The 21,356-nt window shown below is 71.2% G+C and carries 17 protein-coding genes; 11 read left to right on the forward strand and 6 right to left on the reverse strand.

The window, feature by feature from the left end; translation table 11 throughout:
• Positions 1-138: 138 nt before the first annotated feature.
• From O7608_RS14830 to O7608_RS14840, 3 genes are all read left to right on the forward strand, one after another.
• Complete coding sequence (locus tag O7608_RS14830) at positions 139-624, forward strand: NUDIX domain-containing protein (protein WP_353850540.1); 486 nt, start codon at positions 139-141, stop codon at positions 622-624.
• Positions 625-1,893: 1,269 nt separating this feature from the next.
• Positions 1,894-3,297: an IS66 family transposase gene (gene tnpC / locus O7608_RS14835; protein WP_289210527.1), complete on the forward strand. Its 1,404-nt coding sequence runs from the start codon at positions 1,894-1,896 to the stop codon at positions 3,295-3,297.
• A 165-nt stretch (positions 3,298-3,462) separates the two neighbouring features.
• A complete protein-coding gene (locus O7608_RS14840; RefSeq protein WP_289210528.1) occupies positions 3,463-3,786 on the forward strand; it encodes a hypothetical protein in 324 nt (107 codons plus the stop codon).
• 251 nt (positions 3,787-4,037) lie between these two features.
• Here the strand turns inward: O7608_RS14840 and O7608_RS14845 are convergent, their stop codons facing one another.
• Both O7608_RS14845 and O7608_RS14850 read right to left on the reverse strand, forming a co-directional pair.
• Positions 4,038-4,238 (reverse strand): DUF397 domain-containing protein, encoded by a 201-nt coding sequence (locus tag O7608_RS14845; RefSeq protein ID WP_282231627.1) that lies wholly within the window; start codon positions 4,236-4,238, stop codon positions 4,038-4,040.
• Positions 4,235-5,116 (reverse strand): helix-turn-helix domain-containing protein, encoded by an 882-nt coding sequence (locus O7608_RS14850; RefSeq protein WP_289210529.1) that lies wholly within the window; start codon positions 5,114-5,116, stop codon positions 4,235-4,237. The genes O7608_RS14845 and O7608_RS14850 overlap by 4 nt, the downstream gene beginning before the upstream one ends.
• 357 nt (positions 5,117-5,473) lie before the next feature.
• Between O7608_RS14850 and O7608_RS14855 the strand changes: the two genes are divergently transcribed.
• From O7608_RS14855 to O7608_RS14875, 5 genes are all read left to right on the forward strand, one after another.
• Complete coding sequence (locus O7608_RS14855) at positions 5,474-5,854, forward strand: DivIVA domain-containing protein (protein ID WP_282231625.1); 381 nt, start codon at positions 5,474-5,476, stop codon at positions 5,852-5,854.
• Positions 5,826-6,074 (forward strand): hypothetical protein, encoded by a 249-nt coding sequence (locus tag O7608_RS14860; RefSeq protein WP_289210530.1) that lies wholly within the window; start codon positions 5,826-5,828, stop codon positions 6,072-6,074. Before O7608_RS14855 ends, O7608_RS14860 begins: the two co-directional genes overlap by 29 nt.
• Complete coding sequence (locus tag O7608_RS14865) at positions 6,071-6,301, forward strand: hypothetical protein (RefSeq protein ID WP_289210531.1); 231 nt, start codon at positions 6,071-6,073, stop codon at positions 6,299-6,301. The genes O7608_RS14860 and O7608_RS14865 overlap by 4 nt, the downstream gene beginning before the upstream one ends.
• Positions 6,302-6,374: 73 nt before the next feature.
• Positions 6,375-8,762, forward strand: a complete 2,388-nt coding sequence (locus tag O7608_RS14870) for an outer membrane protein assembly factor BamB family protein (RefSeq protein ID WP_289210532.1) — start codon at positions 6,375-6,377, stop codon at positions 8,760-8,762.
• 29 nt (positions 8,763-8,791) lie between these two features.
• Positions 8,792-11,020 carry an Hsp70 family protein gene (locus O7608_RS14875; protein WP_289210533.1) on the forward strand — a complete coding sequence of 743 codons (2,229 nt, stop codon included), beginning with the start codon at positions 8,792-8,794 and terminating at the stop codon, positions 11,018-11,020.
• 166 nt (positions 11,021-11,186) lie between these two features.
• On the opposite strand, the gene O7608_RS14880 is transcribed toward O7608_RS14875, so the two are convergent.
• Positions 11,187-12,014 carry a helix-turn-helix transcriptional regulator gene (locus O7608_RS14880; RefSeq protein ID WP_289210534.1) on the reverse strand — a complete coding sequence of 276 codons (828 nt, stop codon included), beginning with the start codon at positions 12,012-12,014 and terminating at the stop codon, positions 11,187-11,189.
• Positions 12,015-12,146: 132 nt separating this feature from the next.
• On the opposite strand from O7608_RS14880, the gene O7608_RS14885 reads away from it, so the two are divergent.
• Together O7608_RS14885 and O7608_RS14890 are read left to right on the forward strand one after the other, a co-directional pair.
• Positions 12,147-12,914, forward strand: coding sequence for an Atu4866 domain-containing protein (locus O7608_RS14885; RefSeq protein WP_289210535.1), 768 nt, complete (start codon positions 12,147-12,149; stop codon positions 12,912-12,914).
• A gap of 67 nt (positions 12,915-12,981) precedes the next feature.
• Positions 12,982-14,331: an amidohydrolase family protein gene (locus O7608_RS14890; RefSeq protein WP_289210536.1), complete on the forward strand. Its 1,350-nt coding sequence runs from the start codon at positions 12,982-12,984 to the stop codon at positions 14,329-14,331.
• Positions 14,332-14,338: 7 nt separating this feature from the next.
• On the opposite strand, the gene O7608_RS14895 is transcribed toward O7608_RS14890, so the two are convergent.
• The 3 genes from O7608_RS14895 to O7608_RS14905 all read right to left on the reverse strand — a co-directional run bounded on the left by O7608_RS14895 (position 14,339) and on the right by O7608_RS14905 (position 18,342).
• Positions 14,339-14,941 carry a DUF4232 domain-containing protein gene (locus O7608_RS14895; protein ID WP_289210537.1) on the reverse strand — a complete coding sequence of 201 codons (603 nt, stop codon included), beginning with the start codon at positions 14,939-14,941 and terminating at the stop codon, positions 14,339-14,341.
• A gap of 16 nt (positions 14,942-14,957) precedes the next feature.
• Positions 14,958-16,250, reverse strand: a complete 1,293-nt coding sequence (locus O7608_RS14900; RefSeq protein ID WP_289210538.1) for a hypothetical protein — start codon at positions 16,248-16,250, stop codon at positions 14,958-14,960.
• A gap of 211 nt (positions 16,251-16,461) precedes the next feature.
• Entirely contained in the window at positions 16,462-18,342 is a 1,881-nt protein-coding gene (locus O7608_RS14905) for a heavy metal translocating P-type ATPase (protein WP_289210539.1), read from the reverse strand.
• A gap of 471 nt (positions 18,343-18,813) precedes the next feature.
• On the opposite strand from O7608_RS14905, the gene O7608_RS14910 reads away from it, so the two are divergent.
• Complete coding sequence (locus O7608_RS14910) at positions 18,814-21,270, forward strand: ATP-binding protein (RefSeq protein WP_289210540.1); 2,457 nt, start codon at positions 18,814-18,816, stop codon at positions 21,268-21,270.
• Positions 21,271-21,356: the final 86 nt, after the last annotated feature.

Consider the following 21,356-nt stretch of genomic DNA (forward strand, 5'->3'; position numbering starts at 1 on the left):
GTGACCGAGGGTCACGCTAGCCGCGCTGCGGCGGCTGGTGCTTCTCGCTTCCTGATCGGTACAGGCGGCCCGACGCCACGGGGCCCTGCCGGGCGGAAGCCGCCGTCAGCTGGACATTGAGGCGGTTAACCTCCGGTGGTGAGCTCCCCGCCGGACGATTACACAGCGACGTTGCCGCGCAAGCGGATGGGTGCGGCCGTGCTGCTGCGCGACCGTGACGGTCGGATCCTGCTCGTCGAGCCGACGTACAAGGACTACTGGGAACTACCAGGTGGCGTGGTGGAGGCCGACGAGTCGCCGTACGACGCGGCGGTCCGTGAGCTGGCCGAAGAACTCGGCCTGGCGGTCGCTCCCGGCCGGCTGCTGGTGGTCGACTGGGTGCCGCCTCGCGCCGGCCGCACCGAGGGAGTGATGTTCGTGTACGACGGCGGTGTCCTGGACGCATCGCAGACCGACGCGATCCGGCTGCCGCCGCAGGAGTTGCGCAGCTGGGCGTGGTCGACCCTGCCGCAGGCGCAGCAGCGGCTCTCGCCGCTGCTGGCCCGGCGGGCCGCCGCCGCTGTGGAAGCGGCGACGGACAGCGGGACTGTCTACGGCGACGGACAGCGGGACTGTCTACCTTGAGGGCGGGAATCAGGTCGGGGGACCGTAGGGCGCGCGGAGCAACGTCGCGCAGCCCGATCGGTAGAGGCTGTCATGGACTACTCCTCACGGCGCAATCCGACACTCCGCAGGAGGTCCGCTACAGTCCTCGGCCACAGAGCCTCATCCGCGACCTGCTCGCCCCCGACACGCGGAACGCTCTGCCGGGCATCAGGGAAATCGCCACTCACGTCGGTGTGGTTCCCTGATAGGGCGGCGTCAGAGAGGCGATGGCCGCCACCGAGGGCCGAGCATTCCGACCCTCACGAACGATTTGTTGCTGAGGACATCGCTGTCATGCTGTCATGAAGGTGTCAGGAAACTTGCTCAAGTTGTGCCATTCACTTGTATTAATTAGACCCTTACCATCTGGGGTAAGGAATATCCTTCGTCAAGATTGAGGTGTGATGCGTAGGTTAAGTGTAGTTTCTGCTTTTACAATCATGTCGTTGCTCACCTTTCTGATTGCGCCAGCGCATGGCCAAGAGTTGAATCCTAGGGATCAATTTAGTCAGGAGATTAAGAATGATCAGTGCGCTGTCTCTGAGGATTTCAGAGAGGGGGCTTGGTTTGCCCTTCTCTGGTTAGCTCTAGAGCGTTGAGGATGAAAGCGGAAGCTGGCAATGGTCTATCTGTTGCCAATGGGGTTTGTGCTGCGATTGGGTGCTGGTATATTGGTACCGCCACATATGCGTACTTTGTTGGAAGTGGATCATATGGGTATGGTGGAACGAAGCTCGGTGACACGGACTTCTATATCGAAGACCATTTGATAGGGGGCGGAAATACGCGATCAAGGCCGTTCAGATTCGAATCGACCCGCGCGGTTTACCGCGTTCTCGCAGAAGGTGAACGACTGTACTTCAGTTCGGCCCAGCCTCAGGGTGCTCCAGTAAGTGGAGGTACGTATAATCAGTGGGGATGGTCTGGACCGTATGCTGCGAATCAACTTGTCCAGTGCTTTGGTTCAGCTGGGTATACCGCGTATGAAGCTACTGTTGCCCATGGCGGTATTGTTCATCAGTACAACTGGTCCGATACACAGTACCCCGGCCGATACTACCTGTGGGTCAAAAGCCCTAAGTTCCATCGCCAGAGCAATGGTAACTATCGGTTCGACAGCACTCCGCAGATGGGGTTGAATTGGTATGCATCTGGCTGGAGTAGTTGATACGCTTGTCGTTGCGTGACTGGATAGGTTCCTGATCCCGGTGATGCTGTCTGCTGTGGATGCTGGTAGGTTGACCAGCCATGCCCGCCGATCCGCCGCCGTCGTATGACGAGCTGCTGGCGTTGAACGCCGGGCTGGCCGCACGGCTGGAGCAGGCCCTGACGCGGATCGCTGAGCTTGAGGCCCGGTTGAAGCAGTCGTCGAGCAACTCGTCGAAACCGCCGTCGAGCGACGGGCTGGCCAAACCGGCGCCGAAGTCGCTGCGGGGCCGTTCGGGTCGCCGGCCGGGCCGCCCGGCCGGGGGCGAGGGCACCACCCTGTCCCAGGTGGCCGAACCGGACGTGGTCGTCCGGCACGTGCCGGACACCTGTGGCGGCTGCGGTGACGGCCTGACCGACCCCGCCGAGGTGACGGTCACCCGCCGGCAGGTGTTCGACATCCCCCAGCCCCGGGTCGTGGTGACCGAGCACCAGATCGTCACCGTCGCCTGCCCGTGCGGGCACCACACCACCGCCGCGACACCCGCCGGGGCCACCGCGCCCGCCGCCTACGGACCACGGATCGCCGCGATCGGCGTCTACCTGCTCCACGGACAGTTCCTGTCCATCGGCCGCACCGCCGACGCGATCCGTGACCTGTTCGGCCTGCCCGTCGCGCCAGCCACCATCACCGCCTGGGTCACCCGCACCGCCCTCGGCGTCATCGACACGGTGCTCCCCGTCATCCGTGACCGCGTCCGCCACGCCCCGGTCGCGCACTTCGACGAGACCGGCATACGCGTCGACGGCCGCCTCGCCTGGCTGCACTCCGCCTCCACACCCACCGACGTGCTCCTCACCGTGCACCGCCGGCGCGGCACCGCCGCAATGGACGACGCCGGCGTGCTACCCGGATACACCGGCGTCGCCGTGCACGACGCGTGGGCCCCGTACGACACCTACACCGACGCGGTCCACGCCCTGTGCAACGCCCACGTCCTACGCGAACTGGTCTACGTGGTCGACACCGCCACCGGGCAGGTCGCCGACCTCGCCGGCCAGGCCATCGACGCCCTGCGGCGACTGAACCGCCTGACGGTCACGGCCCGCGCCGACGGCGGTGAACCCGACCCGGCCGACCTCGCCGAACAGACCCACCTGCTGCGCTCGGCCGTCGTGCTCGGCGCCGCAGCCACCGCCGCCCGAACCGACAAGCTGCACCGCAAGTACCACGCCCTGTTCGTGCGGCTACGGGACCGACGCGCCGACTACCTGCGGTTCCTCACCGACCCGGCCGTGCCGTTCGACAACAACCCGGCCGAGCGGACCATCCGCATGCCGAAACTCCGGATCAAGGTCTCCGGCAGTATGCGCACCATGACCGGAGCCGAACACTTCGCCGCGATCCGCAGCTACACCGCCACCGCCACCCGACACGGCATCAACATGCTCGACGCACTCACCCGAGCCGCCGCCGGCAGCCCTTGGATCCCCACAACCGCCTGACCCACCTCGCGCGCTTGCGGTATTCCAAGGTCCCACGCACCTATCCAGTCACGTCGTTGCTTCGGTCGTCATTGATCTGAATAATCGCGGCGTCCGTAATATCTACTCCGAGTGAAGGTGTCCAAGTGGCTTGACTTCTCGGTATATGTGTGAGATACCTGGTGCGTGGAGAAGAAGGTGCGAAGAGCGTTCGCTGACTATCTGCCGGAAGACCTGCGGGGGGTTGAGATTGATTCGGCGCTACCAGTTGGGCGACCACGTATTGGTCATGGAATCGTCTACGTCTATCCGCCGCAGCCGGGTAGCGAAGAAGTGGCCTGGCACGCAATGTGGTCGGATCAGTTTCTCGATCCTGACGGGACCGGCAACATCGTAGGGCAGTTGGCAATCGAAGGCGACAGGTTAGTGGTTATTGAATGGGCTCAATCACAACCGGCTGCCCAGAAGTTGGTCTTTTCGGTTGAAGATGGAGAATGGGTAGATTTGTAGAAACAGATTTTGCTGGGTCGCCACATATCGAGCCAGAATGTGGGGATTAGCGAGGTGGTCGAGCATGGCCTCCCAGCCGGATTTCGCTCGGTCTCCGGTGCCGGCCGGAGTATCGATGGGGCGGTACGGGTCCGAGATGTCCGGCGGCGAGCCGGGGCACACTGCGGCGTACAGGGCAGTGGCCATGGCTGGCGTTGGCGTGACCGCGCCGGATACCTGGCGCGGTCACGCATCCGCAACTCGGGCTGGTCTCACTCGCCCCGCAGCGACGTGGTGAAGGACGCCCAAGCGGTGGGGGAGAATGCGAGCACGGGGCCGGAACGGTCCTTGCTGTCCCGTACCGCGATGGCGGCTGCCAAGTTGTCGGCGACCTCAACGCAGTTCCCGTTGCCGCCGGAGCGGCTGCTCGTGCGCCACTCGGCCTTCTCCAGTTGCCAGTTCTTCATCGTCATCTTCCCTTCTCGTCCATGCGGTCGATGGACTTCTTGATCATCCTGACCGACCCTGCTGGGTCGACCGCTGCTGCGCGGAGGTACTCGAACAGCGAGCTGTAGCTGGCGATCTCAGACGGACTCTCCAGGAACATCGCGTTGACCCGGTTCTCGATGTAGACGAGCTCCGGATCATACGGGTCGGGGAAGTCCATCAGGGCGAACGCGCCGTGCATGCCAGCGTGGGCACCAACCTCGTACGGCAGCACCTGGAGGGTGATGTGGGGTTGCTTGGTCATGTCGGCGAGGTGGCGTAGCTGGCCGCGCATCACGTCGACCCCGCCGACCTGGCGATGGATCACGCCTTCGTCGATGATCGCCCAGAGCTTCAGCGGCGTGTCCTTGGTGATCGACTCCTGGCGTTTCATCGGAGCCTCGACGCGATGCGCCACGTCGGACTCGCTGCACTCGGGCAGCACTCCTGCGGTGACGGCTCGGGCGTACTCCTCGGTCTGCAGCAGGCCTGGCACGAACAGCGGCTCGTAGTTGCGGACGCTGCGGGCCTCGGCCTCGAAGCTGATGTAGGCGCTGTACTCGTCCGACAGGACTTCCTCGTACGCCTGGAGCCAGCCCAGCTGGTTCGAGTCCTTGAGCAGGTCCAGCAGCTCTGTGCGCTGTTGCCCGTCGCTGATGCCGTAGAGGTCGAGCAGGGCGAGGACGGTCCGCTTCTGCGGTCGCACCTTGCCGGTTTCGATCCGCCACAGGGTTGCGCTGTTCATGTGGGTCTTCTCGGCGGCGTCTTCGCGGGTGAGCCCTGCGTCGCTGCGCATCCCGCGCAGCTGGTATGCCAGGCGGCGCAGGCGAACAGTCGGCAGGTGCTTGCGCGCGGCCACGTCCATGCTCCCCTCACTCCCTCTCAGTGTGCGGGTCCCGTGTCGGCGGGACAACATCAGGGCATCCTCAAGACTCTTGAAAGCAAGTCTTGCATACGCGATTCATGCTGAGGCAGTATGACACTCGGTGGTCGCATCATGGAGTGTCGATCTACCGACCTGCAGCCAGTGCTCTGGAGATCCGAGCAGGGCTGGAGGGACGCACATCCCCACCCACCTGGGCGCCGGCCGGCGTCGCGGCAAGGAGGCCGGCCGGTGCCCCGACCTGAAGAGGGGGAAGGTCCTCGTGGAAATCGGTGCGCTGATCGGCGCGGTCCTGCTGGGATTCCTGGCTGGACTGTTCGCCTTCAAGGTGAAAGTCAGATGGTGTCCCTGGTGCGGCCGGACGACCTGGCCCGGACCGCCGCCACCGGAGGGAGAAGCACTGTGACCAGGTCATTCGGCCGGCACCGGCCGCCGGTGGTCAGCGTCAACGGCGAGACGTACGAGGGGGACGCCGCGCCGGTCCCGCTGACCGCCGAGCAGGTGGCCCGGGTGCGCTTCCGTACCCGCTGGCGGGGCCTCGACCCACGGCACGTCGCGGCGTACGTCGCCCAGGTCGCCGCCGAGCTACGCCGCCGCGACCAGAGCATCGCCCAACTCGTCGACGAGTTGTCGCTGCTCAAGCAGGCGCTGCGGGACTGGCAGAGCGATCAGGCTCGGCTGCCGTACGTCGGTGAACTCGACATCGACCCCGGCACCTGAGCCGGGTGACGTGCTGCTGATCGGGGCCGCCGCCAGCGTCCAGTTCGCCGGTGACCGGGGCTTCCGGTTCCGGGTCATCGCCGTCGACACACGCTGGACCTACGCCGGCTGGGTCTGGTTGGGCGGCTACGTGCTGGACCGCGACGGTGCGGCCGTCGAGCGGAGGGAGATCTTCGTGCAACGCGACGGGCTACGGAAGATCCGTCGGAGACAGCGGTGAGCACCAGCGACGCCGGTGGCAGCGGCGGGTGGGTCGGGCCGGTCGGCCCACCCGCCGGCTGGACCGGTGACTACACCCCGGGCGAGCGCGAGTTCCACGAGATCATGTGCCAGCTCGCGGACCGGGCCTGGCGGCAGGGGTACGGCGTCGAAGCTGTGGTCGCCCTCGCCGACCTGGTCGACTGGTTCCCGCCGACCGACCATCCGCCACCACGCGCCGCGATCTGACCGGATCGCACCGACCCCGGAACGTCATTTGCCGCGCCCGGTGCTGGTAGCGGCAGCACACTAGGATCGGACCATGGTGGACGCTCCGGCAGCGGGAACCGTCGGGTCCGCCCTCGGCGTCGACTTCGGAACGTCGCACACCGTCGCCGCGCTGGCCTGGCCGGACGGGAGCGTCCAGCCGCTGTTCTTCGACGGCTTCCGACAGCTCCCCTCGGCGGTGTTCCTGACGCCCGGTGCCGATCTGATCGTCGGCCGTGACGCGCTGCACGCCGCCCGTACCCGGCCCGATCGGCTGGAGCCGCACCCGAAGCGGCGCATCGACCAGGTGACCGTGGCGCTCGGTGACACCGAGGTCGAGGTCGCCGGCCTCATCGCCGCAGTCCTCGGCGCGGTCACCGCCGAAGCCTGTCGGGTCGTCGGCGGCGGCCTGCCGGCCCGTACCGTCCTCACCCATCCGGCGAACTGGGACGAGCGGCGGCGGGAAACCCTGCTGCGCGCGGCGAGCCGCGCCGGTCTGCCCGCCGTGACGCTGATGGCGGAGCCGGTGGCCGCCGCCGGCTACTTCCTGACCGACGGTCCGACGATCCGGGCCGACGGCACCACCGTGCTGGTCTACGACCTGGGCGCCGGCACCTTCGACGCCTCAGCGGTACGCCGGGTCGACGGTCAACTGTCCGTCGTCGCCACCCGTGGTCTCGACCGTACCGGCGGCCTGGACATCGACGCCGCCGTGGTGGCGTACCTCGGATCGGTCTACGGACCCCGCGACCCGACGGCCTGGCGACGACTGACGGACCCGGACACCGACGCGGATCGCCGCGCCAGCCGGCAACTCTGGGACGACGTACGGTCGGCGAAGGAGTCACTGTCGCGGCAGCCGTCGACCGTGATACCGATCCCGTCGCTGGGCACCGACGCGCCGTTGGGTCGGATCCAGCTGGAGGAGCTGGCCGGACCGACCGTCGCCCGGACCGTGGCGGCGACCCGAGCGGTGCTCGCCGACGCCGCCCTGGCACCGACCGACCTGCCGGGGATATTCCTGGTCGGCGGTGGTAGCCGGCTGCCGCTCGCGGCCACCGCGCTGCTGCGGGCACTGGGTGTGGCACCGATGGTGTTGGAGCAACCGGAGACCGTCGTCGCCGAAGGCGCCGCCCGATCGGTGACGGGGCCCGCCGTACCGCCGGTCCCGGAGGATTCGCCCGACCGCACCGCATCGGCAGGCACCGCATCGGCAGGTCCGGCACGACGTCCGTACGGCTGGGACCGGCGTCGGCTGCTGTCGGTCGCGGCCGCTTCGTTCGTCGTCGGCGCTACGCCGGTCTTGCTCACCGCCGATCGCCCGGTGTCCGGCGGGGCGCTGCCGACGACCACGACCGGCCCGACCCGAGGTCCGGCACCACGGTCGAGTCCCGGCGCGAGCGCAGATCCGGGTCCCGGGCCGAGCGTCGCCTCGTCCAACGCGCGGTCGTCGCCCCCGCTGCCCGGACCCGAACCCGGCGGCCTGCTGTGGCGTCGGCAGCTGCCCGGGATCCGGCACCGGCCGACCGTCGCGGCCGGACTGGTCGTCGTGCTCTGCGACGACGGCGTCTGCTATGCCGTGCGCGTTGCGGACGGCTCGACAGTCTGGACCCGTAGGGTCGCGCCAGGCATGTTCCGCAACGACGTCGGCGCACCGACGGTCGTCGGGGACCGGGTCTACGTCGCCAGCCACGACAACCGTCTGCACCTGCTCGACGCAGCCACCGGAGCGGTGGTCGGCACGGCCACCAGCCGTAACATTCTGACGTCGTCACCGGCGGTCGACGACCGGTTGGTCTACCTGGCCCAGGAGGGCCTGGAGACGTACGACCCGGCCGACCTCACCCCGCGTTGGCGTTTCGACGTGCCGGCCGCCGCCCGCGAGCCTCTGCTCACCGGCGACCTCGCGGTCTTCACCACCAACAACGGCCGGGTGTACGCCGTCGACCGGTCGACCGGCCGGCAGCGCTGGCGCCATTCCCCGCCCGGTGCCGACCGGCTGTCCCGGCAGCTCGCCGCGACCGAGGGCGCGATCATCGTCACCGGATCCAACGGGCGGTGCTACGCGATCGACGCCCGCGACGGCGGCCTGCGGTGGCGGCGGGACGGGACCGGATCCGAGCTGGTCGGCCCGGCGGCCGCCGACGGCGTCGTGTTCACCGCTTCCTTCGACGGGTACGTCCATGCGCTCGGCGCGGCCGACGGTCGGCCGCGTTGGCGCACCCGGGTCGACGGCTACGTCCTCGGTCGGCTGACCGTCGCCGGGCCACTGGTGTATGCGTCCACCACCACCGTGGTCACCGCTCTGCGGGTGGCGACCGGTGCGATCGCCTGGGCACACCCGCTGGGCCAGACCAGCGGCGTGCGGGTCGCCGACTCGGTTGCGTACGTCGGCGGCGCGACCGGCTGGCTCAGTGCGCTGGCCGCGCCGGCCACCGCCTGAACGTTGATGTGCGTCGTTACCATCGGCCGGTGGTGGACGTACGGCTGGCAATCGATCTTGGCACCTCCCATACGACGGCGGTGCTCGCCCCACCGGGCGGCCAGGTCCGTCCGGTGCTGTTCGACGGCTCGGAGATCCTGCCGTCGGCGGTCTGTGTCGGGCCGGACGGCGAGCTGCTCGTCGGGCGGGACGCGCTGCACGCGGCGCGCAGCAACCCGGCCGGCTTCGAGCCGTACCCGAAACGACGGGTCGACGACGACGTGGTGCTGCTGCACGGCGTGGGCGGCCCGGTCGAGGTGTCGGTCGTCGAGGTGTTCGCGGCGGTGTTGGGCCGGGTCGCTGTCGAGGCGCGGCGGGTCGCCGGTGAACTGCCTGCTCCGGTCGCGCTGAGCTGCCCCGCCGACTGGGGAACGACGCGCCGGGCGGTGTTGCTCGCCGCCGCCGGGCGGGCCGGGTTGGGTTGGGCGTACCTCGTGGCGGAGCCGGTCGCGGCGGCTGGCTACTTCGTCGAGACGGCCGGGGCCAGGCTGCCGGTCGGGTCGTCCGCCGTGATCTACGACTTCGGGGCCGGCACGTTCGACGCGACGGTGGTTCGGCGTACGTCCGACGGGTTCGCGGTGCTGGCCACGAGTGGGCTGGCCGAGCTGGGCGGGTTGGATCTGGACGCGGCGATCGTGGACCATCTGCGGCGGACCTGCGGCGACCGGGTCGACCCGGCGGCGTGGCGGCGGCTGCGCCAGCCGGCGTCCACCGACGACCGTCGTACCGCCCGGACCTTCTGGGACGACGTCCGCAGCGGCAAGGAGATGCTCACCCGTACCGGCGAGACGCGGGTCCACGTGCCGTATCTGGACGTCGACGTGCCGGTGCGCCGCGCCGAGTTCGAGCGGGTGGCCCGGCCGATCATCGACCGTACGGTGGACTGCGTGGTCGGTGCGTTGCGGACCGCCGGGGTGGGCGCCGGTCAGCTGGGCGGGCTGTTCCTGGTGGGTGGATCGAGCCGGGTCCCGCTGGTCGCCACGATGCTGAAGGAGCGCTTCGGTGTCGCCCCGGTCGCAGCCGATCAGCCGGAGCTCGTCGTAGCACGGGGCGCGATCCGGAGCCGGCATCGCGACCAGGACGCGGTGTCGAAGCCATCGGTGCCCGTGTCGGTCCTCGCGTCGACCGGGCAGACGGACACGACTGCCAGCTGGCCACAGGATACGGCGACGCGGCTCGCTGCGATCGACGCCGACGCCGACGCCGACGCCGACGCCGATGCGCCGACGCGCCGGTGGCGGCCGTCGGTGGCCGCGTTCGCGGTCACCTTTGCGCTGATCCTGGCGGCGTCCATCGGTACCGCCTGGGTGGTGCTGTCCGGCAGGGAACCTCCGGAGGAGGGGCCAGCGGCTGCCCCCACCCCGGCGTTGCTGTCGGTCGTCGACACCGGGGGCTCGGCGGTGCGGGCGATCGCGTTCGCCCCGGACGGGCGCAGCATCGCCGCCGCCGGTGGCAACGATCACAAGGCCCGGATCTGGGACGCGGTCAGCGGCGAGATGACCGGCGTGCTGCCGGTCGGGTCGGTGGTCAGCGCCGTGTCGTTCAGCCCGGACGGCACCCTGCTCGCCACCGACAGCGCGATATGGACGGTGGCGACGAGGAAGCAGGCACACAGCCTCGACGGCAACCACTACGACGTGTCCTTCAACCGCGACGGCAGGCTGCTGGCGGTCGCGGGCGGCTACGCGGTCAACGAAGGAGTGCGGTTGTTCGACCCGGCCTCCGGTGAGCTGGTCCGGTCGCTCAGCGAGGAGTACGCCAGCGGGGTCGCGTTCAGCCCGGAGGGGACCACGCTTGCCGCCGCCGCCGGTTACAAGGGCACCCTGGTGCTGCTGGACGTGGCGACCGGGGACGTGGTGCAGGCGTACACCGGGGGTGGTGGGGTGCCCGCATTCAGCCCGGACGGGCGATTTGTCGCCTCAAGCGGCGCGGAGTCGGTCGGGCTCTGGGAGGTGGCCACAGCTCGGCCGGTGCGATCGTTCGACACCGGCGGTGGTGAGGGCCATCCGACATTCAGCCCGGACGGCCGGCTGCTCGCCGCAGCCGGAGCGGATCTCACCGTACGGCTCTGGGAGGTCGACACGGGGGAGCTGGTCAGTGAGTTCGCCGGGCACACCAACGACGTGACGGGGTTGGCGTTCAGCCCGGACGGCCGGCACCTGGCGTCCGGCGGTGCCGACCACACGATCCGGCTCTGGCCGGTGCCGACGGCGGGTTGAGCGGCTGTGGCGGTGGTGGTCGGGCGATCACCACCGCCACAGCGGTCGACGGGTCAGGGGCTGGTGCCCCTTCGGGCCGGCCATCAGTCATCGCCCGACCGGAGTGCACTAGGGACATGCGTCGGCATGGGTTCCGACGTTGCCGATTGGCACGCGACGTGGACTGTCAGGACAGCCAGTTGCTGACGGCCAGGCTGCCGAGCAGCCGCAGCGCCTCGGCGCTGCGGCTGCTCGGCTCCGCGCGGTACACGATCAGCTGCTGACCAGCGGCGCCCCGCACGTCGAAGGCGTGGTACGTCAACGTCAGCTCGCCGACCGTGCCGTGCCGGAACGTCTTCGCCTCGTGGGTCTTGCCCCGTACGTCGTTGCGCTGCCACAGCCGGCGGAACTCCGGGCTGGCCGTGCTCACCTCCTCGACCAGCTCGTGTACCCGCCGGTCGTGTGGGTCGTGGCCGAGCGCGAGCCGCAGGTTCGCCACGCACGCGTGCGCGGCGCGCTGCCAGTCGGCGAAGAAGGTGGCCCCGGCCGGGTCGAGGAAGGTCATCCGAACGATGTTGTCCGGCTCGGTGAAGTCGGCGTAGAACGCGTCCGCCAGCGGGTTGCCGGCCAGCAGGTCGAGGCGGCGGTCGATCACGATCGCCGGGGTGTCCGGCCAGGCGTCGAGCAGCTCCCGCAGCCCCGGATCGACCCGGGGGCGGGTCGGCGTCGGGGTCGACCCGGGTGCGACGTCGGCCAGCCGGAACAGATGGTCCCGGGCGTCGCCGTCCAGGTCGAGGGCGCTGGCCACGGCATCCAGCACCGACGCCGACGGGTGGCGTTCCCGCCCCTGCTCCAGCCGGGTGTAGTAGTCGACGCTCACCCCGGCCAGCACGGCGACCTCTTCGCGGCGCAGACCGGCGACCCGTCGGGTGCCGCTGGTGGTCAGCCCGACATCGCCCGGGGTGAGCCGGGCCCGGCGGGCGACGAGGAACGCCCCGAGTGCGGTGGTGGGCATGCCGACCACGGTATCCAGCCCCGGCTACGGCCAAACAGGGTGCGTCACACCCTGGTAACGGCCGGCCTGGTTGACCGTCGTCGCCGGGCCGATGGTGGAGAGGACCAAGCCGAACGACCACCGGAGGTTCTCGTGACCACCCGCACACTCGACGAGACAGTCCTCGCGCAGATCGCCGCCGACACCACAGGTGGGGACACCACCGCAGGTCGTCGTCGGCCGCTGATGTTCGTCGACGCCACCATCCACACCCTGGATCCGGTGATCGGCGACTTCGCCGCCGCCGACCTGCTGCTCGGCCGCGACGTGATCGTCGCGGTCGGCCCCGGCCTGCACACCGCGGCTGAGGACGACGGGGCGATCGTCGTCGACTGCACCGGTCTGACCATCGTGCCGGCGGTCGTCGACGGCGTCGCTGTCGCCGGCCTGCGTACCGGCCCCGCCGACCGGGTCGGCACCCTGACCCCCGGCAACCCCGCCACCTTCGCCGTGATCGCCGGTGCAGGCGTCGGCGACTCCGCTGTGGAGATGGTCATCTGGCGGCCGGAGCAGGCTGCCGCGATCGTCGTCGACGGCGAGATCGCCCTGTTCAACGGTCGCCGACTGACGCCGGGCACGGTCGACGAGACCACCCCGCCCGGCTCCGACGACGGCGGCCCCCGGGTGGTCGACAGCCCGTACCTCGGCATGTGGGTCGACGAGACCGGCTTCATCCACCAGGAGCTCACCGCCGACGGCCGCTACGACGAGACGCGCGGCGGCCGGCCGCACGCGTACCAGGGGTCGTTCTGGATCCACGGCGACCGGATCGTCTACCGCGACGACCTGGGTTTCTGGGCGTACGGCCGGTTCGTCGACGACGTGCTGCACCACGCCGGCTACGTGTTCCACCGCCGGTGAACCCGACAGAGAGCCAGTGCATCTCGACCACGAGCCAGTGAACCTCGACGAAGAGTAGGAGAAGAAGATGAAGACGCTGTTCAGCGGTGGCGCGGTCGTCACCGTGGATCCGACGATCGGTGACCTGAACTCCGGTGACGTGCTGGTCCGCGACGACCGGATCGTCGCCGTCGGCCCGGACCTGCGGTCGCACCCCGAAGCGGCCGGCGCGACCGTCGTCGACACCACCGGCGGCATCGTCTGCCCCGGCTTCGTCGACACCCACCGGCACGCCTGGCAGGCGCAGCTGCGCCGCAGCATCCCGGACGTCAACGACCTCGGCGAGTACGTGATGTCGACGCTGGCCGGCGTCGCACCCGCGTACACCCCGCACGACATGTACGTCGGCACCCGGCTCGCCGCACTCACCGCCCTCGACGCCGGCATCACCACGATGCTCGACTTCTCGCACAACTCCCGATCGGTGGCGCACTCCGATGCGGCGGTGCAGGCGTTGGTCGACACCGGGATCCGGGGCGTGCACGCCTCGATGGGTCCGCACTTCGGCGACTGGGACAAGCAGTGGCCCGCCGATCTCGTTCGGCTGCGGGAGAAGTTCCACGGCGCCAACGACGGCCTGGTGACCGTACGGCTGGCGGCGTTGGCCACCGACGAGATCGCCGGCCCGGCGTTGGCCTACGGGCCGGAGCTGGCGGCGCTCGCCCGCGATCTCGGCATCGGCGTCAGCGTCGACGCCGTGTTCGGCGGGTCGTCGTCGGCGGCGATCGATCGCTGGGCCGCCGCCGGTCTGCTCGGCCCGGCCGTGACGCTGATCCACGCCACCGGACTCACCGGCCAGGCGTGGAAGACGATCGGCGACACAGGGACCACCGTGTCGCTGGCACCGACGTCGGAGGCGCAGATCGGGCTGGAGACGGCGGTGCCGGCGATCGACGAGGCGCTGGCCGTCGGCGTGCGACCCGGCCTCAGCATCGACGTCGAAGTGGCGCTGGCCAGCGACATGTTCACCCAGATGCGGGCGCTGCACGCGATCCAACGGATGCGCGCGGTGCACGCCGGCTACGGCACGGACAGCACGATGGGGCACCGGATCACCACCCGCGACGTGCTGGACTTCGCCACCGCGCAGGGTGCCCGGACCAACGGCCTCGGCGACGTCACCGGCTCGCTCACCCCGGGCAGGCAGGCGGACCTGCTGGTGGTGCGGGCCGACGACGTCAACACGATGCCGCTCAACGACGCGGTCGGCACCCTGGTTCTCGGCGCCGACGCCCGCAACATCGACACCGTCGTGGTGGCCGGCCGGGTCCGTAAGGCGGCCGGGCGACTGGTCGACGTCGACCTCGACGAACTGCGCCGTACGGTGACCGCCTCCCGCGACGCGATCCGCGACCGTCAGCGGGTAGCGCAGACCTGAGCCCGGGTCACCAGGCCACGACGCCCTGAGTGGACGGTTGGATCGAGCCGATCTGCACGTCGGCGACCGGCAGCTCGCCGACGGACTCGTTGCCGTCGATGCCGATGACCCGGGCCACCACCGTGGCGCTGTCGCCTGGGGCACCGACGCGGACCGTGGTCACCACCGCGCAGTCGGTCAACGCCGGGTCGCAGGTGGCCCACTTGACTCCGGCGAACGCCGACTCGCCCGGATCGAGGTCGGTTGCCAGCGGCGGCCCCGGCTGCTCCACCTGCTCCTGGTCGACCTCCACCGGGCTGCGGTCGGCCCGCTCGAACGCCAGCGTCACCCACCCGTCGACCTGGCACGGCGCCGACGAGGAGTTGGTCAGCGCCAGCAGGGCCAGCCCAGCGTCCTGGATCGTCACGTCAACGGACAGGTCCGCGCTGGCGCAGGCCGCCGTACCGCCGTCGCCGGGGGTGTCGGAGCCGGCGTCGGTCGGGTCGGCGCTGGCAGCGGTCGACGGAGTGGCGGCGCCAGGCTCATCCTCGGCCGCTGGGTCACCGCAGGCGGCGAGCGTTAAGGCCGCAGGGATCAGGCAGGTCGCGACAACGGTACGGGTCACACGCATGGAAGTCTCTTTCCTGTCAGATGTCCGGGAAGCACCACGATGCCAGATGCATCAGGTCCTTCGCCGCACCGCTGCTGATCCGATCTGGAGCGGACCGGTCATCGGCGGGAGCGGCGACGTCGCGGGCGATCCGGCGTACGCCGGTGGTGGCGTCCAACCGCGACGCCCACATCTGCCAGCGGTCCGGCCCACGGCCGCGTAACCGCCGGTCGACCGTGGCGTCCACATCGGCGGCGGTCGGCTGCGTGGTGAACACCCCGTCGAGGTATTCGACCAGGCCGTAGCGGCGGCCGCCCCGGTCGTCGACCCGATGGCAGTACGCCACGACCCAGGCGTCCTCCCGCCAGCGTACGGCGTACAGGTCACCGGCGCGGGGCTCGCCGCGCAGCGCGGCCGGCAGTGGAGCCGCCCGGGTGCCGGTCCGTGCCCGCCGGGTTGGCACGGCCGACGCCGGCGTCGCAGGCGGTTCGGCCGGCCGGGGCAGGTGCCCGAACAACCGTTGGACCAGCGGCTCGGTCACCCCGTCGGCGGCCCGCCAGAACGCCAGCGGCACGTCCACCTCGACCCGTACGCTGGGCCGCTGGTCGCGCTGCCGGGCGGTGGTGAACGCGGTCAGCATCCCCGGATGCTGCGGGGTCTGCAGTACCCCGACGAAGGCGAGATCTTCCAACAGCGACCGGTACGTCCACTTGTCGGCTCCGGGCAGCAGCGCGGCGGCCCGCAGCGCCTGCGCCGCCGCGCCGGCCCGGGTGGTCGCCGGCAGCGACCGGATCACGTTGAGGATCTCGTGCAGCACCCAGACGTCGTACGGCTGCGGCGCCGGCAGCGGCGGGATGGCCGATTCCAGCGCCAGCAGGTAACCGCAGACGTCGCCGGGCAGCGGCGAACCCGAGGTGGCCCGCTGCCACCAGGCATACGTGGTGTCGACTGTCGTCTGCGCGGTGAGGAAGCAGATGTCGCAGCGGTGCTCCCCGGTCGGGCCCGGGTGCGCCGGCATCGTGGTGCCGAGTGCCCACGCCGGCAGGATCGCCCGCCAACGCGGCGACGCGCTGCCCAGCCCGGCGACGAACGAGTCAGCCGCAGCCCGTCCCGGCACGGCGGCAGCCAGCCGGCGCAAGCCGGTGACCGCGTCGTCGTGGCCGAACCGGCGGAACGTGTTGGGCGTCAGACCGTGTGCGCCGAGGGCGGCCAGCGCGTGCGCCGGGATCGTCGACGGTACGCGGTGGGCGTGGTGCCCGGCGTCGTCGACGTGGCTGTTGGCTGAGGCGTACACCCTGCTCAGCAGTCCCATGATCGCGTCGTCGTCCACGCGCCCCGAGGCTACCGCCGCCGCGCCACCGACTGGGCAGGTCCGCAGCCTGCCCGCCAGACGGGTATTGCGAATGATGAGTATTCCTCTGAGGAATGATTATTCCTCAGAGGTATGAGACTCAAGAACATACCTGCGGGCAGGACGGAGGGCACCGGCTCGCCGTCCCAGCCCGCCGCCCCAGCCAGGTCTGCCGACGGTGGCGGGACGGTCATCGCCGCCGGGGTCGGCGGCGGCCGCCGGGGTGCAGGGCGCGCAGCGCGTTGAGGATCACCGCGACGTCGATGCCTTCCTGGGTGAACGCGCCGGCCACCGGCGGCAGCAGGCCGAACGCGGCGACCACCATCGCCACCACGGCCAGGCCCATGCCGACGGCGGCGCTCTGCACGGCGATCCGCCGGGACCGGCGGGCGATGTCGACCGCGTCGGCCAGCCGGCCCAACTCGTCGACGGCGAGTACGGCGTCGGCGACTCCGGCCGCCGCGCTCGCCCCGGACCCGCCGACCGCCACTCCGACGTCGGCGGCGGCCAGCGCCGGTGCGTCGTTGACGCCGTCGCCGACCATCACGGTGACCGCGTGGGCGGACTCCTCGCGTACCCGGGTGGTCTTCTCCTGCGGCGAACAGCGTGCCACGACGTCGTCGACCCCGACCTGCGCGGCGACCTGCCGGGCGACCTCCGGCCGGTCGCCGGTGAGCATGACCAGCCGGGTGAAGCCGGCCTGCCGCAGCCGGGTGACCGTGGCGGCGGCGTCGGGCCGCACCGGGTCGCGCAGCAGGACCACCCCGGCGGGTACGTCGTCGACGGTGATCCACACCGTGGAGAGCCCGTCGGCTTCGGTCCGGTCCCGGACCGCGCCCGCCCAGTCCGGCAGCGGGTCGTCGGGCTGGCCGACCCGTACCGTCCGGCCGTCGACCCGACCCTGCACGCCCCGGCCGGGATCCTCGGTCACCTCGGTCGGGGCGACGAGCCGCAGGCCGCGTCCGCGTGCCGCCCGGACCACCGCGCCGGCCAGGACGTGCGGGGAGAGCTGCTCGACCGAGGCCGCCAGGCGCAGCAGTTCGGCCGGTTCACCGCCGTCGGGGCCGGTGACGACGTCGGCGGTCTCCGGCCGGCCGGTGGTCAACGTGCCGGTCTTGTCGACCAGCAGGGTACGGGCGTGGCCGAGCTGCTCCAGCGCGCCGCCGTCGCGGACCAGGACACCTCGGCGGGCGGCGCGCGACAGCCCGGCGACGACCGCGACCGGGGTGGCCAGCAGCAGCGGGCAGGGAGTGGCGACGACCAGCACCGCGACGGCGCGGACGAACTCGCCGGAGACGATCCAGCCGGCGCCGGCCAGCGCCAGGGTGAACGGGACGAAGGCAGCGGCGTACCGGTCGGCGAGGCGGACCGTGGCGGCCTTGCCGGCGCCGGCTTCGGCGGCCATCCGCACGATCCCGGCGTACGTGCTGGCCTGCGCCGTTTCGACGGCCCGCAGGCCGAACGCGGAGCCGGCGTTGACCACGCCGCTGGCGATCCGGTCCCCGGCGGCCCGGTGCACCGCCTGCGACTCGCCGGTCACCACCGATTCGTCGCAGGTGGCCGGATCCTCGGCGACGCCGTCGACCGGCACCACCTCGCCGGGGCCGACGACGAGCTGGTCGCCGGTGGCGACGTCGTCGACGTCGACGACGTCCACGGTGCCGTCGGCGGCCCGTCGGCGCGCGGTACGGGGTGCGTGCGCCACGAGCGCCTGCAGGTCCCGCTGGGCCCGCCGCCGCGCGTACGTCTCGAGGGTGTGTCCGGTGGCGAGCATCAGTGCCACCACCGCGCCGGCCAGTGGCTCGCCGGCCAGCAGCGCACCGATCAGCGCCAGTACGGCGATCACGTCGACGCCGACGCGTCGACGCCGTACCGACTGGACGGTCCAGCGCAGCGCGACCACCAGCGCGGCGAGCGTCGCCGCCGCCCAGGTGGCGTCGGCGACGGTACGGTGGCCGGTCAGCTGTACCAGCCCGCCGGCGAGCACCACGATGGTCAGTGCACCCAGCGGGATCCAGTCCCGCCAGCGGGCCCACCAGGAACCGCGCCCCGTCGGCCGGGACTCACACATCGCCACCTCGCACCGGGTCGGTCGTCGCCGTCATGGTGTCAACGACGCCCGGTGGTGTCGGGCAGCTGGGCGGGTGACCGGGGCCCCGTCCGGTCACCCGCCGCCTGAACGTATCCAGCCGACGCCACCGGTGGATGGTGGTGGCGCGGTCGTCGCCGCGACGTCGGATCGCGACGGTGGCACGGTTCGGCGGGTCGGCCGGTTACCGGGTGGAGCGCCTGGACCAGTACATCGCGGTGTCCTTCCCTGATCGTCGCGTACGGCCGGGACGGCCCGCGCGGACGCGACGGTGCGTGGGCGAGGACGTCCCTCTTGTACGGTGTCTGATCTGTTCTCCGTACAGGGTGCCCGGTTCCCGGCCGCTGTGGCCGTGATCTCGTTCATCTCCGTACATCGGCGTACATCGACTAACATCCGTTGTGGAGCGGGGGCCGTCAGGTCGCCGCCGTGACGTCGGGCCGGTGGAGGATCGTGCGAGTCGCGATGGTGCACGGTGTGGACACCCGACCACCGGACCGCCTGCTGCGTGACGCCGCCACTGCCCGTACCGTCGACGATCTTGCCGGCCTGCTGCGTGCCCTGCGGCGTCGGCACGCCCGCCGCGAAGGCCACCGGGTGTTGTCGTACCGGCTGCTGGCCGCCCGTGCCGGCTGGTCGCACACGGCCGTCGCCGAGTACCTCACCGGCAAGACGCTGCCGCCGACGGACCGCTTCGACGTCCTGGTCGGCCTGCTCGGCGCGAGCCCGATCGAGCGGGGTGCGTTGGCCAGCGCCCGGGACCGGGTCGACGAGCAGCGCCGGGGCGTCGAGGTGCCGCTGCCGGTCACGGTTGCGGCCGGTGCCGGCGCGGCCCCGCCGGCCGCCCCCGGCCCCGGCCCCGGCGGCGGTGACCCGGTGCCCCGGTCCGTGCCCCGGCAGTTGCCGCCGGCACTGGCCCGGTTCAGCGGTCGGCAGGCGGAGTTGACCCGGTTGACCGAGTTCGCCGACGCCACCGACGACGACCGGGGCGCCGGTGCGGTACGGGTGGTGGCGGTCAGCGGCACGGCGGGGGTGGGCAAGACCACCCTGGCCGTGCACTGGGCGCACCAGGTCGCGGACCGGTTCCCGGACGGCCAGCTCTACCTGAACCTGCGGGGGTTCGACCCGGACGGTGCGGTGACCGAGCCGGCGGCCGCGCTGCGGCTGCTGCTCGACGGGCTCGGGGTGCCACCGGCCCGGGTGCCGGCGCAGCTCGACGCCCAGACGGCGCTGCTGCGGACGACGCTGGCCGGGCGGCGGATGCTGATCGTGCTCGACAACGCGCGCGACAGCGGGCACGTGCGGATGCTGCTGCCCAGCGCGCCCCGGTGCCTGGTCGTGGTGACCAGCCGCAACCAGCTGACCGGGTTGGTGGCCGCGCACGGCGCGTTCCCGGTGACGCTGGACCTGCTCGACGGGTCGCAGGCGGCCGAACTGCTGCGGCACCGGGTCGGGGTGGCGCGCTGCGCCGCCGAACCGGACGCGGTCGACGAGATCGTGGCGCGGTGTGTCGGGCTGCCGCTGGCGTTGGCGGTCGTCGGCGCAAGGGCGGCGACCGCGCCGCAGATGCCGTTGGCGGCGCTCGCGGCCGAGCTGCGGACCGCTGGCGAACGTCTCGACGCGCTCGCCGCCGACGACCCGGAGCTCGGCGTACGGTCGGTCTTCTCCTGGTCGTACCAGGCGTTGAGCCCAGCGGCGGCGCAGCTGTTCCGACTGCTGGGCAACCATCCCGGTCCGACGATCTGCCTGCCAGCGGCGGCGAGCCTGGCCGGTAGGCCGGCGGTCGAGGTCCGGCGGGTGCTCGGTGAACTGGTCCGTTCGCACCTGCTCGACGAACTGGCCGACGGCCGGTACGGGCTGCACGACCTGTTGCGGGTGTACGCGGCCGAACAGGCCCGTCGGTCGGAGACCGCGGCGGACCGGGCGGCGGCGGTACGCCGACTGGTCGACCATTACACGCACAGCGCGTACCAGGCCGACCGGGCGCTGCAGTCGAACCCGGTGCCGTCGCCGCCGTCGTCGCCGGCGGTGTCCGGGGTCGGTGCCGAGCGGTTCGCCGACGCTGGCGCGGCGCTGGCCTGGTTCGCCGTCGAACAGCCGGTGCTGGTGGCGGTGTTCGACGTCGCGTTGGCGGCCGGACTGGACGCGGCGGCGGTGACGCTGTCCCAGGTGACCTACACCTTCCTGGACCGGCGGGGGCACTGGCGGGATCTGCTGGTCATGCAGCAGGCGGCGCTGGAGGTGGCGCGGCGGCTGGGGGACACGGCGGCGCAGGCGGCGGCGCACCGCAACATTGCCCGGGCGTACACCCGGACGAACTGTCACGCCGAGGCCGAGACCCATCTGCTGGCTGCGTTGACGGTGGAGCAGGGGCGCGGTGACCTGGCGCGGCAGGGACTCACCGAGATGGCCCTGGCCCTGCTGCGGGAGCGGCAGGAGCGCCACCGGGAGGCGTTGGCGCACGGGCGGACCGCGTGCGAGTTGTACGAGGCGGCCGGTGACCTGCGGGGGGCGGGCAAGGCGCTGAACGTGGTCGGCTGGCAGCACGCCCGGCTGGGCGAGTACGCCGAGACGCTCAGTTGGTGCGGTCGGGCGTTGGAGGTGCTGCAGGGGTTCGCCGACCGGCCGGGGCTGGCCAGCACCTGGCACAGCCTGGGGTACGCGTACCAGCATCTCGGGCATCCGGACGAGGCGGCCGCCTGCTACCAGGAGGCGCTGGCGTTGTTCCGGGGGCTGGGGGACCGGCACCTGGAGGCGCTGGTGCTGAGCAGCCTCGGGGAGATCGGCGCGCAGACCGGCGACGTGTCGGCCGCGCGGCGGTGGTGGTCGGCGGCGGTGGAGATCCTCGACGGCCTGCAGCATCCGGACGCGGAGCCGATCCGGGCGAGGTTGACGCGACTGCGGGGTTGACGGGGGGTTGACGGCGGTCGGCCCCGGTGCCACCATCAGGCCTCGATGTTTGCGCAAACATTACCGACGTGACCCGAGGTCGAACG

The organism is Solwaraspora sp. WMMA2056, from assembly GCF_030345095.1.
Classification (GTDB): Bacteria; Actinomycetota; Actinomycetes; order Mycobacteriales; family Micromonosporaceae; genus Micromonospora_E.

Bases quoted from the DNA above. Each gene is read 5' to 3' on its own strand.
- tnpC (WP_289210527.1), top strand. From the start codon at position 1,894: ATGCCCGCCGATCCGCCGCCGTCGTATGACGAGCTGCTGGCGTTGAAC.
- O7608_RS14845 (WP_282231627.1), bottom strand. From the start codon at position 4,238: ATGACGATGAAGAACTGGCAACTGGAGAAGGCCGAGTGGCGCACGAGC.
- O7608_RS14850 (WP_289210529.1), bottom strand. From the start codon at position 5,116: ATGGACGTGGCCGCGCGCAAGCACCTGCCGACTGTTCGCCTGCGCCGC.
- O7608_RS14855 (WP_282231625.1), top strand. From the start codon at position 5,474: ATGGTGTCCCTGGTGCGGCCGGACGACCTGGCCCGGACCGCCGCCACC.
- O7608_RS14870 (WP_289210532.1), top strand. From the start codon at position 6,375: ATGGTGGACGCTCCGGCAGCGGGAACCGTCGGGTCCGCCCTCGGCGTC.
- O7608_RS14880 (WP_289210534.1), bottom strand. From the start codon at position 12,014: ATGCCCACCACCGCACTCGGGGCGTTCCTCGTCGCCCGCCGGGCCCGG.
- O7608_RS14890 (WP_289210536.1), top strand. From the start codon at position 12,982: ATGAAGACGCTGTTCAGCGGTGGCGCGGTCGTCACCGTGGATCCGACG.
- O7608_RS14895 (WP_289210537.1), bottom strand. From the start codon at position 14,941: ATGCGTGTGACCCGTACCGTTGTCGCGACCTGCCTGATCCCTGCGGCC.
- O7608_RS14905 (WP_289210539.1), bottom strand. From the start codon at position 18,342: ATGTGTGAGTCCCGGCCGACGGGGCGCGGTTCCTGGTGGGCCCGCTGG.